We start from the raw sequence: 12312 nt of genomic DNA on the forward strand, positions 1-12312 counted from the left end.
GGGACAGTCCGCCGGCGTGAAGAAGCCGGCTCAGCCGCGCTCGGCGATCGGCACGTAATGTTGCCCGACCGGACCGACGTATTCGGCGCGCGGACGGATGAGGCGGTTGTCTTCGAGCTGCTCCAGAATGTGAGCCGTCCAGCCGGATACGCGGCTGATCGCGAAGATCGGAGTGAACAGGTCGCGCGGAATGCCGAGCATCGTATAGCAGGAAGCGGAATAGAAGTCGACGTTCGGCTTCAGGCCCTTCTGTCCGGTGACGAGCTCCTCGATCTTCACGGACATGTCGTAAAGCGTCATGTCGCCCTTCAGTTCGCCGAGCTGGCGGGACATTTGCTGCAGATGCTTGGCGCGCGGATCGCCGTTCTTGTAAACGCGGTGTCCGAAGCCCATCACCTTCTCTTTCTTGTCCAGCTTCGCCTGGATGTACGACTCGACGTTCGCGAGCGAGCCGATGTCGTCCAGCATGACCATGACCGCTTCGTTGGCGCCGCCGTGAAGCGGTCCCTTGAGCGCACCGATGGCGGAAGTGACGCCGGAATAGATATCGGACAGCGTTGCCACCGTTACCCGCGCGGCGAACGTGGAAGCGTTCAGCTCATGGTCGGCGTGCAAGACGAGAGCCTTGTCCAACGCTTCGACCGCTACGGCGGCCGGCTCTTCTCCGGTCAGCATATACAGGAAGTTGTGGGCGATGGAGACGCCCTTCTTCGGAGCGATCGGCTCCTTCCCCTGGCGAATGCGCGCGAACGCCGCGACGACCGTCGGCAGCTGCGCTTGCAGCTTGACCGCTTTGCGGATGTTGGCTTCCCGGCTCATATCCTGCGCCTCTTCGTCGTACAGCGCGAGGCTCGATACGGCCGTGCGCAGCGCCGCCATGGAGTTGCTGCCGGCCGGATACAGGCGCAGCCCGGCGATCACTTGCTCCGGAACGGCCGCGTATTGGCCGAGCTGGTCGATCAGGCCGTTCAATTCCGCCTGCGTCGGAAGCTTGCCGTGCCACAACAAATAAGCGACCTCTTCGAAAGTCGCCTTCTCCGCCAATTCGTCGATGTCGATGCCGCGATACGTGAGGACGCCGTCGATGATGGAGCTGATCGACGAGGTCGCGGCTACGATGCCTTCAAGACCTTTCGTTGCCGTCATGGAATTCTCTCCTTCTCAAGAAAAATGGAAGAAACCGCAAAGGCGATTCCGGCTTGCGCAAAACCAAGATGAAGCATGTTCCGCCCGCGCGCGGCGGATATCCCGCACGATTCGTTGCGAAAAACCGGCAATGAATACGGAATTTCGGTCAATTTTAATGATAAACGATTTTGACATTGAATGGAACCGAACAAGGCATAAAAATGCTTTATCGGCGCCATAGAAAAAAGCGATGAGCCTTCGCCGCAACGCGTTTCGACCCGCTCCGGACACCGGGCATAGTGTGCCATCCCGAATGCGCCGATATACCTGCAATGTCATATTATAGGGAAATCGACCGAATACGTGTCCGGTGGGAAGCGCTGCCCTCCAACGGTTCCGACAGTGGGCAAGAAGCGGAGTCAGGTGGTAAAATGATTCCAAACCCATGGGCCGGTCGGCATACAGAAGGAGGCTCCTCCGCTTTGAAGCCATTCAATCAGGTAACCGGCATGATCGACATCGGCTCCAACACCGTCAGGCTCGCCGTCTACCAGGTAGCGGCAAATGGCGCCTATCGCGTCATCGACCAGGGAAGATGGCCGGCGAGGCTGAGCCAGAAGCTCGACAGCCACGGCCGTCTCCCTCTGGAAGCGATCGACGAGCTCGCGGACGTTCTCCGGCATTTCCGCCGCATCTGCAGCATGCACGGCGCCCAGCGCATCCGCGCCGTGGCGACGGCGGCGATCCGCCAGGCGGCCAACCGGGCCGAAGTGCTGGACAGGCTGAGCCGCGAGACCGGACTCTCCATCGAGCTGCTGTCGGGTGAAGACGAAGCGCGATACGGCAGCGCCGCCGTTCTGCGCACGATGGACGTCGCGGACGGCTTCCTCGTCGACATCGGCGGAGGAAGCACCGAGATCAGCCTCATCAGGAACCGCAAGCTGACGGAGGCGGTGTCCTTTCCCTTCGGCTGCGTGAACACGGCGTCGCGGCACGCTTTGAACGGCGGCGCCGTCTCTCCGTCCCAACTGGAGCAGATCGGCGAGCTGATCCAGTCCGCTCTGCGCTCCGAACCGTGGATCGCTCACCACGCCGGTCTGCCGCTTATCGGGCTCGGCGGCACGACGCGCGCGCTGGCCAAGCTGTGCCAGCGGGCGGGCGAATACCCTTACGCCAACTTGCACGGCTTCGAGGTGACGGGCAAGACGCTGAACGATACGCTGAACAAGCTGGCTTCCTTAAGTTTGGACAAGCGCCGCAAAATTCCGGGCTTGTCCAAGGACCGGGCCGACGTCATCGTGCCGGGTCTCGCCATCCTGCGCGCCGTAGCCCGCCAATGCTCGGCATCCCGCATCGTCGTCTGCGGAGCGGGGCTCCGCGACGGGTTGTTTTTCGAGACGTGCCTTCCCCTTGCGCAGACTCCGACCTCCAGCCAGGTGCTGGAAGAAAGCGTGCGCAATCTGACGGCATTGTATCCCGCCGCTCCCGAAGCGCACCTGGCGCAGGTGAACCGGCTCGCCTTGAAGCTCTACGACCGGCTTGCGCCGCACGCGGGTCTCGACCCGTCCGCCCGCAAGCTGCTGGACGCCGCATCCCGCCTGTTCAAGATCGGCGCCGTCATCGATTACAACGATTGTCCGGACCATACGTTCTATATTCTGATGCACGCCCATTGGAACGGGCTGTCGCATCGCGAAATTTTGCTTACCGCCGCCATCGCTTCGTACCGGAGCGCCAGTCCGCTGCGCCGCAAGCTTGCGCCGTACCGTTCCATTCTCAAGGAAGGGGATTTCGATACGGCCGCGAAGCTCGGATCGCTGCTGCAGCTGGCGGCGGCGCTCGACCGCAGCGAATCCCAGGCGATCGGGACGCTGGACGTCTCCGTGAGCGGAGGCAACAAGCTGCGGCTGACCGCGACCGCAAGCCGCTCGTTGCCGATGGAGAAGATGGAGGTGGAGTCCATCGCCAAGGAATTCAGGAAAGTGTGGGGGGTCTCCCCGAAGCTGACGGTTGCCCAGCCATTGGCGGCCAAATAAAAAATAAGGCGTCCGAAGCCCGCCTTATGAGCTAGAAGATCATTCTTCTTTTGACATGCACGCCGTAGCCGTATTTGCGCCGCATCAGCTTCATCTGCTCGTTCACGAATACGGATATGTCGCGGAGCTTCCGCGCGTTGGGCCGAATCGTCTCCTTGACGATTCCGTCCACGATGATGTCGAATACGATCATGATTTCTCTCCTTTCGCCTTATTGAATCCATTGTATGCCGCTTTTGTTCATTCAAGATGATGAATTTGGCATGGCTAGTGTAAAAATTTATACTCCTTACGAACGCGCAAACGGCCCCGCCTCCCTCACAAAAAAGGGAGCGGGGCCGTTCGTTCTTACGGCTCCAGAGCGGCCGCGGCCGTCTTCCACAGCGGAATGTCGGACGCGGCGAACTGGCTTCTAAGCGGCGGGTTCGCGCGGCTTACGCGCACGTAATTGCCGCTCGGCTGCAGCTCGCGCGCTTTCACGTTGTCCTGCAGGTTCATCTGCAGCAGATTCAGAAGCATCAGCCGCAAGCCTGGATCGTATACCGGACAGAGCAGCTCCACCCGGCGGCTCAGATTGCGCGTCATCCAGTCGGCGCTGGAGATGTACACCTCTTCCTCGCCGCCGTTCGTTACCGCGAGAATTCGGGCGTGCTCCAGGAACCGGTCGACGATGCTGACGACGCGCACGTTCTCGCTCAGCCCCTCGACTCCCGGCCGCAGGCAGCATACGCCGCGCACGATCAAGTCGATCGAGACGCCTGCCTGGGACGCTTCGTACAGCTTGTCGATCATCGACTGGTTGGAGAGCGAGTTCATTTTCGCCACAATTCTTGCCGGACGTCCCGCCTTCGCGCACGCGATCTCGCGGTCGATCAGAACGAACAGCTTCGGCTTGAGACCGGCGGGGGCGACCGCGAACGCCCGCCAATCGTGCGGGGTCGAATAGCCGGTCATTTCGTTGAACAGCGCCGAGGCGTCCGCCCCGATGTCCGGATGGCACGTAAACAGGCCCGCATCGGTATAATGGCGCGCCGTATTCTCATTGTAGTTGCCCGTCCCCACATGCACGTACCTGCGCAGCGCCCCGCTCTCGCGGCGAACGACGAGCGTAATTTTCGCATGCGTCTTCAGGCCGACCAGCCCGTAGACGACGTGGCAGCCCGCCTTCTCCAGCTGGCGCGCCCACGCGATGTTGCGCTCCTCGTCGAACCGCGCCTTCAATTCCACGACGACCGTCACCTGCTTGCCGGATTCGGCCGCCGTCGCCAGCGCCTGGACGAGCACGGAATTGACGCTGACGCGGTAGAGCGTCATCTTGATCGCGAGCACGTCCGGATCAGCCGCCGCTTCGGAGATGAAGTCGTTAACCGCCTCGAACGACTCGTAAGGGTGGTAGACGAGCACGTCGCGCTCCCGGAGCACGGACAGGATGTCGTCCGCTTCCTCGAATTCGTCCGGGTATTTCGGTTCGATCTTCGGATAGCGCAGATGATCGAAATTTTGCAGGGAGCCTGCGAACGTGGACAGGAAGCCGAGATCGAGCGGCCCGTCGATTTCGAAGATGTCCTCCGTAATGTCCAGTTCGTCCGTCAGCAGCTCGCGCGCATGCCGGTGCATGCCTTTCTCGATCTCGAGCCGGACCGGAAATCCCCGCCTGCGGCGGCGGAGCTCCTTCTCGATCTCCTGCAGCAGATCTTCCGCCCCTTCCTCGTTCAACGACAGGTCCGAATTGCGCGTCACGCGGAAAGCATGAACCGCCTCCGTAACGTAGCCGCTGAACAGCTGGCCGATCTGCTGCTTGATCAAATCCTCGAGCAGAAGATACGTTTGCTTGCGCGCGTTTTTGCGGCCCGGCACCCGGATCGTCCGCGGCAAAATCGACGGCACCTGCACGATCGCGCAATAGTCCTGATCGGCCGACTTCTCGCTCTCGACGCTCGGCCGGAGCACGACGGCCAAATACAGCTCTTTGCTGTGGACCAACGGGAAGGGACGGCTGATGTCGACAGCCATGGGCGTGAGGACGGGATAGACGATGTCCTGGAAATATTCCGTCATCGCTTCCGCCTGTTCCTCGTTCAGATCGTCCCACGAGACGATGACGGCGCCTTCCTTGTTAAGCGCCCGCATCAGCTCCCGGTACGTTTTGTACTGCTGCCGGACCATTTGCTTGGTGCGTTTCATGATCCGCTTGATCAATCCGTGAGGCGTATACCCGGTAAAATCCGTTTTGTGGAAGCCGGCTTTCAGTTGATCCTTCAATCCGGCGACGCGCACGCTCATGAATTCGTCCAAATTGCTGGAGACGATGGACAGGAACTGGAACCGTTCGAGCAGCGGCGTCGACGCGTCTTCCGCTTCCTCCAACACCCGCCGGTTGAATTCGATCCAACTCAAGTCCCGATTGATGTATTTTTTGGACTCCGCCATGTGCAGGATCCCCCTAGAACCGCCAATTATCGCGGTTGCCTTGTCCTCTCATTATGTTGGAGAAATGTAAGACGGATGTATGCGTTTTGTTAACCGGGCGTAAAATGGAAAGCCGAACCGTCCGCGAAAGTCGAAAATGCTCGGGGAAATGAGCGCCAAGTCTTGTGCCAATCCGATTATCCATCCTCTAAAATGGAAGAAGCGACAGGCGAAGGAGGACGGCGCGTGGATCGACGGATTGGCGGCCAATGGCTGCGACTCTTCATGGTGGCGGCCGCGGCGATCGGATTATTCTTTGTTATCGGTTGGGCGTTGCCGCTTATTTACCCATTTCTATTAGGCTGGCTGTTGGCGTATGCGCTGAACCCGCTCGTGAACACGCTGCACCGGTCGGCGCGGTTCCCCCGCTGGCTGGCCGTTACCGTCACGCTGCTGCTGTTCACCACGGCCATGCTCACGGTCGTGTCCGCGCTCGTCATGCGGCTCGTGAACGAAATCATGAACTTGTCCGGCTCCTTCCAGCAGCTCGTGGACTGGGCGGAGAGCTCGGTGGACGCTTTTCTCGCGAGACCCGACATCCAGAACCTGATCGGCCGGATCAACGCGTTCTATCATGATAACCCGAACTACCAGGAGACAATCAACGGCCGAATTTCCGATACGGCCAATGCCGTCGCCGAGGCGGGCTCGAACCTGATCGGCACGCTGCTGAACGGCATCGTCGGCGTGCTGTCCTCGCTTCCCCAGGTCGCGACCATTACGGTCGTCGTGCTGCTCGCCTCTTTCTTCATCAGCAAGGACTGGAACCGTTATTTGAGCAAGCTGTTGGGCTGGTTCCCGGAGCCCTTGCGCCTAAGGGCGGGTTCGGTGTGGCGCGACCTGCGGCACGCGCTGTTCGGGTATGTCCGCGCGCAGCTGATCATGATCTCGATCACGGCGGTCGTCGTCATCGTCGGCCTGATCGTCATCGGCGTCAAAAACGCGGTGTCGATCGGCCTGCTCATCGGCTTCGTCGATCTGCTCCCGTATCTGGGCGTCGGGGCCGCCATGGTGCCGTGGATCGCTTACCAATTTATCGTCGGAGATTGGCAGCTGGGAACCGCCTTGTCCGTGCTGTACGGGGTCGTGCTGGTCGCCCGGCAAATCATCGAGCCGAAGGTGCTCGCCACGAGCGTCGGGCTCGATCCGCTGCCGACGCTGATCGCGATGTTCGTCGGGCTGAAGTTGTTCGGCTTCGCCGGGCTCATCGTCGGGCCGGTCTCGATCGTCGTCCTGGCGGCTTGCCACCGGGCGAACGTGTTCCGGGATATCGGAAAGTATATTTTGTACGGGGGAAAATAGGGATGGGGCGGTCCCTGGCGCGATTGCGCGCTGTAATATCGAAAATCGATATGCAGACCGGGTCGTCCACGGCAAGAATGGCTTGGGGCGGCGGACGCTCTTCTGCGTTTACCGCCCGAACGGTCCGCGGTAAATGCGCAGCGAGCCCGAGCGGAATTTGCGCTCCAGCCAGAGGAACATCCAGACTCGGTACATCGGCCGCGTGAACGGCAGCAGCAGCGTAATGCCGACGATGTCGGACAGGAAGCCGGGAACGACGAGCAGCAGGCCGCCCGCCACGACGCACAGCCCGTCGAGCACCGCATGACCCGGAGCTTGGCCCGCTTGCAGCAGGCGGCGCGCTTCCTCCCAGCTTTTGCGCCCTTCGGAACGGGCCAGCATGGCGCCGAGGACGGCGCCGAGGAGAAGAAGACCGAAGGTCGGCCAGCCGCCGATCCAGCTGCTCATCGCGACGATTCCCGCCAGTTCCGCCACAATTCCGATGAACAGAATCACGGCCGCTTTTCGAAACCACATGGCCACCCCTCCTTCTTCTCTAACAGCATTTACGCAGACGAAGGGGCCGACGTTTCGTCCGGCGGCCTTCCCTTCCGGCTTACTCCGCTTCTCCCTGCGCCCTTCTCCGCAGCAGCTCGTAAATGTCGGGCGCCTTCCGGTCCAGAGCGACGACCTTCCAGTCGTCGTTGATCCAGCCGTGCAGCGTGCTTCCTTTGGCCAGCAGCTTGCCTTCGGGCTCGCCGTCTTCGGCGAAGGCAGCGCCCGCTTGCGTGAAATCTCCAAGCACGACCCGGTAATCGAAGCGAAGGCGGACTTTCGAAATTTCGCTGACCCGCGTAAAAATCGTGACCCAATCGTCGTATTTGGCCGGCTGCAAATAAGAAGCTTCCAGATGAACGACCGGCAGCAGCAAGCCGCGGTCTTCGATTTCCTTGTAGGATAGCCCCGCCTGGCGAATCCATTCCGTGCGGCCGATCTCGAACCAGGTAATGTAATTCGTATGGTAGACGACCGCCATCTTGTCGGTCTCCTGATATCTGACCCGCACCGGGTGCATAAACCATCCGTTCAAAGCGATCCCTCCCGCCGAGAGCTCGTACGGCAACCCCTATGGGTCTCGCGCAGCTCCCTCTTCATGCTTGCTTGGATTTAACCTGAACAACGAAGAATAGCGGCAACGGTCGCCGCTATTCCTCCTCATGCGATGTTATCCGGTTTACAGCACCTTCGCCTGGCCGGAGTAAATGACGCCCTTCTCCGCGTACAGAGTAATCTCCATGCCGTCTTGCAGCCGATCGAGGGCTTCCGAGACGCCGACGATGACCGGGATGCCCAGGTTCAGGCCGATGACGGCCGCATGGCACGTGATGCCTCCGCTCTCCGTAATGATGGCAGCCGCCTTCTCGATGGCGGGCATGTAATCCTTGTCCGTCGACGGAGCGACGAGAACCGCGCCGTTCGTCATCTTGCGCACCGCCTCGTCGGGCGTGCGGGCCGTGACGACTTTGCCGGTGGCGCTAAGCGAACCGATGCCTTGTCCTTGGGCGATCAGGTCGCCGATGTGATGGATTTTGATCAGGTTCGTCGTGCCGGAACGTCCGACCGGTACGCCGGCCGTAATGATGACGGTGTCGCCCATGCGGACGAATCCGGTGCTCAGCGCGCCTTCGACGGCAATGTTGAACATCTCGTCGGTCGATCCCGCGAGCGTGCCTTGAACCGGCACCGCGCCCCATACGAGCTGGAGCTGCCGCAGCACGTGCTCTCTCGGGGTGACCGCGATAATCGGCGACTTCGGACGGTATTTGGACACCATCCGCGCCGTATAGCCGCTCTCCGTCGACGTTACGATCGCCTTCGCGTCGAGATCGAGCGCGGAATTGGCGACCGCCTGGCTGATCGCTTCCGTTACGGACGTCTGTTGGGCCTGGGCCTGCTTCTGGAAAATCTCGCGATAACGCAAAGCCGATTCGGCGCGGACGGCGATGGCGGCCATCGTCTGCACCGATTCCATCGGGTATTTGCCCGCGGCCGTCTCCCCGGACAGCATGATCGCGTCGGTGCCGTCGAAAATCGCGTTCGCCACGTCCGAAGCTTCCGCACGGGTCGGGCGCGGGTTGCGCTGCATCGAATCGAGCATCTGCGTCGCGGTGATGACGGGCTTGCCGGCACGATTGCACTTCTCGATCATGCGCTTCTGCACGAGCGGAACCTCTTCGGCCGGAATTTCCACGCCGAGGTCGCCGCGGGCGACCATCAGGCCGTCGGACACTTCGAGAATTTCGTCCAGATTGTCGACGCCTTGCTGGTTTTCGATTTTGGAGATGATCTGAATATGGCTGCCGCCGTGACGCTCCAACAGCTCGCGGATTTCAAGCACGTCGCTGGCGCGGCGCACGAAGGAAGCGGCGATGAAGTCGACGTTCTGTTCGATGCCGAAACGGATGTCGCTCGCGTCCTTCTCCGTGATGCCCGGCATGGAGATGGCTACGCCCGGGACGTTGACGCCTTTCTTGCTTTTGATCTGTCCGCTGTTCACGATGCGGCACTTGATTTCGGTTCCCTGGATCTCCAACACCGTCAAACCGATGAGGCCGTCGTCGATCAGAATCGTCGACCCGACGCGAACGTCGTTCGGAAGCTCCTTGTATGTAACCGGAATCCGGTTGATGTCGCCGAGAATTTCCTCCGTCGTCAGCGTGATCGTCTCGCCCTGCACAAGTTCGATCGGCTCTTCCTTCAGCTTGCCGAGACGGATCTCCGGGCCTTTGGTATCGAGCAGAATGGCCACGGTTTTGCCGAGCTCCTTGCTCGCCTGGCGAATGGTCTTGATGCGGTTGCCATGCTCCTCGTAGTCGCCGTGGGAGAAGTTGAGGCGGGCGACGTTCATGCCGGCTTGAATGAGCTTCTTCGTGTTCTCCAGCGATTCGCTGGCCGGGCCGATGGTACAGACGATTTTCGTTTTGCGCATCATTTCTCTTGCCTCCGTTTGAATTCCATCATGAAATGACTGAAACCCGAGCCTTCCCGCTCGCGGGCGGGAAGGCTTCGGGGACGTTCTTCCGTCGGGAAGCGGGCGTTACGATTATTCCTGCAGCGCTGCTTCCGCTATGGCCGTTGCGCCGGCCCCGCTCTCGGCTTGCAGTTCGTCGAATTCGCCGATGGAGCGGAACTTGCGGTAGCGGTCCTCGATAAGCTGCTCCGGCGTCAATGCGGACAACTCCTGCAGATGCCGCCAGATCGCGTCCCGGATCGCCTCCGCTTGCGCGGCCGGATCGCGGTGCGCGCCGCCCTTCGGTTCCGGGATAATCTCCTCGATAATCCCGAACGTCTTCAAGTCCCGGGCCGTAATCTTCATCGCCTCCGCGGCCTCGTCGGCCTTGGACGCGTCCTTCCACAAAATCGACGCGGCGCCGTTCGGGGAGATGACGGAGTAAATCGCGTTCTCCAGCATGAGCACGCGGTTGCCGACGCCGAGCGCCAGCGCCCCGCCGCTCCCGCCTTCGCCGATGACGACGCAGATGATAGGCACGCCGAACGTGGCCATCTCCCGTAAATTGCGCGCGATCGCCTCGGATTGGCCGCGGGCTTCGGCGGTGTCGCCCGGGTACGCGCCCTTCGTGTCGATGAACGTCACGATCGGGCGGCCGAATTTGTTCGCCTGCTGCATAAGGCGCAGCGCCTTGCGGAACCCTTCGGGGTGCGGGCTTCCGAAGAACCGCTGAATGTTGTCCTTCGTATCCTTGCCCCTCTGATGCCCGACGACCGTTACCGGCACGCCGTTCAGCTTGGCGAGTCCGCCCACGATCGCCAGGTCGTCCGCGAACAGGCGGTCTCCGTGCAGCTCGATAAAATCGGTGAACACCATATGGATATAGTCAAGCGAAGTCGGCCGCTGGTGCAGGCGGGCCAGATGCATGATCTGGGCCGCGCTCAGTTGGCTGTAAATTTCGTCCTCCAGCTGCTTGTACCTCTCCTCCAGCCTCGCCAGCTCCTCGGTAAAATCGATTTGCTGATCGACGCCGACTTGACGCAAATGTTCGATTTTTTTGCGAAGCTCGTCGAGCGGCTTCTCAAACGGCAGTTCAGCGGACATCCGCTCGCTCTCCTTTCACGGCATGCATGTCGAGCAGCTTGGTCAAGAACGCCTTCATGTCTTTGCGATGAACCACTTTGTCCAGTTGGCCGTGCTTCAAATTGAATTCGGCCGTCTGGAAGTTGTCCGGCAGCTTCTGCCGGATCGTCTGTTCGATGACGATGCGGCCGGCGAAGCCGATCAGGGCTCCCGGTTCCGCCAGATTGTAGTCGCCCAGGCTTGCGAAGCTTGCCGAGACGCCGCCCGTCGTCGGATCGGTGAACACCGAGATGTACAGGCCGCCGCTCGCCTGGAATTTCGCCAGCGCAGCGCTCGTCTTGGCCATCTGCATCAGGCTCAGGATGCTCTCCTGCATCCGGGCTCCCCCGGAGGTCGAAAACAAAATGAGCGGCAGCCGCTTCTCCATCGCCCGCTCGATCGCGCGGGTCACTTTCTCGCCTACGACGGATCCCATGCTGCCGGTGAAAAAATCGAAGCTCATGACGCCGATGACGACGGGGAATCCGCCGATCTCGGCTTCGCCGGTCACGATCGCGTCCCGCAGGCCGGAATTTTGCTTCTGCTGCTCAAGCTTCTTCTTGTAACCGGGGAATTCGAGAGGATCTTTGGATACGAGATCCGCGTCGATCTCGACGAAGCGGTTCTCGTCGACCGTCATCGCGATGCGCTCCAGCGCGTTCAGCCGAAAATGATGATCGCAGGTGGAGCAGACCTTCAGGTTTTTCTCAAGCTCTTTGGTGAATTGAATATTGCCGCACTTCGGGCAACGGTTCATCAGCCCTTCCGGAATCTCGCGCTTCGGCCGCTCCGCGGCGGCGTTGGCGTTCGAGGTCGGCTGGGCCGGGACGACCGCATATTTCTTCTTCTGAAAAAAATCCTTAAACACAGCGACACCTCACAAGGCGCAAAAATGGCGGTCCGTCCGATAGTCGTTCGGGAACGGTCCGCTTCGTTCAGGCGTGACGTGCGCGGGGCAATCCGCCGGCGAGCGTTCGCTCGCGGAGGAATCCGGTTCGGCTACAAGTGCAGAATGCTTCCGAGCACTTCCTGCACTTCCTGCACTTCTCCGGACGGCACCAATATCTCGTATTGAGGCTTGGTCAAATTAATGGGGCGAACCTGCACGAGGAAGCCTTCCTCGGTCAGACGCTTCTGAATCCGTTCCGCAATCTTCGCGGTCGGTGCAATGTAAATGACCGTCCACATGAAGCGGTACCCCCAATGGATGGCATAATTCTACTGAATGCGTCGTTAGTAATCGCGAGCCGAGCTCATCTTGGAATT

The 12312-nt window shown here is 60.7% G+C and carries 12 protein-coding genes; 2 read left to right on the plus strand and 10 right to left on the minus strand.

Translation table 11 applies throughout. From position 1 onward, the window contains the following. Nucleotides 1-30: 30 nt before the first annotated feature. Entirely contained in the window at nt 31-1146 is a 1116-nt protein-coding gene (gene citZ / locus G485_RS0120055) for a citrate synthase (protein WP_027093994.1), read from the minus strand. Next, on the minus strand, nt 1143-1436 hold the full coding sequence (locus tag G485_RS30185) for a hypothetical protein (protein WP_156922519.1): 294 nt from the start codon (nt 1434-1436) through the stop codon (nt 1143-1145). The genes citZ and G485_RS30185 overlap by 4 nt, the downstream gene beginning before the upstream one ends. Nucleotides 1437-1610: 174 nt before the next feature. Here G485_RS30185 and G485_RS0120060 point away from each other — a divergent pair, with 174 nt between their 5' ends. Further along, entirely contained in the window at nt 1611-3164 is a 1554-nt protein-coding gene (locus G485_RS0120060) for a Ppx/GppA phosphatase family protein (protein WP_027093995.1), read from the plus strand. A gap of 31 nt (nt 3165-3195) precedes the next feature. Here the strand turns inward: G485_RS0120060 and G485_RS30190 are convergent, their stop codons facing one another. Together G485_RS30190 and ppk1 are read right to left on the minus strand one after the other, a co-directional pair. Next, the gene (locus G485_RS30190; RefSeq protein WP_156922521.1) at nt 3196-3357 is read right to left on the minus strand and encodes a mechanosensitive ion channel protein MscL; all 162 of its coding nucleotides are present in this window, start codon (nt 3355-3357) and stop codon (nt 3196-3198) included. 155 nt (nt 3358-3512) lie between these two features. Beyond that, nucleotides 3513-5594 carry a polyphosphate kinase 1 gene (gene ppk1 / locus G485_RS0120070; protein ID WP_027093996.1) on the minus strand — a complete coding sequence of 694 codons (2082 nt, stop codon included), beginning with the start codon at nt 5592-5594 and terminating at the stop codon, nt 3513-3515. Nucleotides 5595-5819: 225 nt separating this feature from the next. Between ppk1 and ytvI the strand changes: the two genes are divergently transcribed. Continuing rightward, nucleotides 5820-6935 (plus strand): sporulation integral membrane protein YtvI, encoded by a 1116-nt coding sequence (gene ytvI, locus G485_RS0120075; protein ID WP_027093997.1) that lies wholly within the window; start codon nt 5820-5822, stop codon nt 6933-6935. Nucleotides 6936-7043: 108 nt separating this feature from the next. Here the strand turns inward: ytvI and G485_RS0120080 are convergent, their stop codons facing one another. From G485_RS0120080 to G485_RS0120105, 6 genes are all read right to left on the minus strand, one after another. Further along, nucleotides 7044-7451: an FxsA family protein gene (locus G485_RS0120080; RefSeq protein ID WP_035157388.1), complete on the minus strand. Its 408-nt coding sequence runs from the start codon at nt 7449-7451 to the stop codon at nt 7044-7046. 79 nt (nt 7452-7530) lie between these two features. Next, a complete protein-coding gene (locus tag G485_RS0120085; RefSeq protein ID WP_240489216.1) occupies nt 7531-8004 on the minus strand; it encodes an acyl-CoA thioesterase in 474 nt (157 codons plus the stop codon). Nucleotides 8005-8148: 144 nt separating this feature from the next. Next, nucleotides 8149-9903 (minus strand): pyruvate kinase, encoded by a 1755-nt coding sequence (pyk, locus tag G485_RS0120090; protein ID WP_027094000.1) that lies wholly within the window; start codon nt 9901-9903, stop codon nt 8149-8151. Nucleotides 9904-10017: 114 nt separating this feature from the next. Beyond that, complete coding sequence (locus tag G485_RS27455; protein ID WP_051318435.1) at nt 10018-11028, minus strand: acetyl-CoA carboxylase carboxyltransferase subunit alpha; 1011 nt, start codon at nt 11026-11028, stop codon at nt 10018-10020. Further along, nucleotides 11018-11914: an acetyl-CoA carboxylase, carboxyltransferase subunit beta gene (accD, locus tag G485_RS0120100; protein WP_027094001.1), complete on the minus strand. Its 897-nt coding sequence runs from the start codon at nt 11912-11914 to the stop codon at nt 11018-11020. Before accD ends, G485_RS27455 begins: the two co-directional genes overlap by 11 nt. 131 nt (nt 11915-12045) lie before the next feature. Then, the gene (locus G485_RS0120105) at nt 12046-12234 is read right to left on the minus strand and encodes a hypothetical protein (RefSeq protein WP_027094002.1); all 189 of its coding nucleotides are present in this window, start codon (nt 12232-12234) and stop codon (nt 12046-12048) included. Nucleotides 12235-12312: the final 78 nt, after the last annotated feature.

Origin of the sequence: Cohnella thermotolerans DSM 17683, from assembly GCF_000429825.1 — a bacterium.
In the GTDB taxonomy this organism is placed as follows: domain Bacteria; phylum Bacillota; class Bacilli; order Paenibacillales; family Paenibacillaceae; genus Cohnella; species Cohnella thermotolerans.

Bases quoted from the DNA above. Each gene is read 5' to 3' on its own strand.
- citZ (WP_027093994.1), bottom strand. From the start codon at position 1,146: ATGACGGCAACGAAAGGTCTTGAAGGCATCGTAGCCGCGACCTCGTCG.
- G485_RS30185 (WP_156922519.1), bottom strand. From the start codon at position 1,436: ATGGCACACTATGCCCGGTGTCCGGAGCGGGTCGAAACGCGTTGCGGC.
- G485_RS30190 (WP_156922521.1), bottom strand. From the start codon at position 3,357: ATGATCGTATTCGACATCATCGTGGACGGAATCGTCAAGGAGACGATT.
- ppk1 (WP_027093996.1), bottom strand. From the start codon at position 5,594: ATGGCGGAGTCCAAAAAATACATCAATCGGGACTTGAGTTGGATCGAA.
- G485_RS0120080 (WP_035157388.1), bottom strand. From the start codon at position 7,451: ATGTGGTTTCGAAAAGCGGCCGTGATTCTGTTCATCGGAATTGTGGCG.
- pyk (WP_027094000.1), bottom strand. From the start codon at position 9,903: ATGCGCAAAACGAAAATCGTCTGTACCATCGGCCCGGCCAGCGAATCG.
- G485_RS27455 (WP_051318435.1), bottom strand. From the start codon at position 11,028: ATGTCCGCTGAACTGCCGTTTGAGAAGCCGCTCGACGAGCTTCGCAAA.
- G485_RS0120105 (WP_027094002.1), bottom strand. From the start codon at position 12,234: ATGTGGACGGTCATTTACATTGCACCGACCGCGAAGATTGCGGAACGG.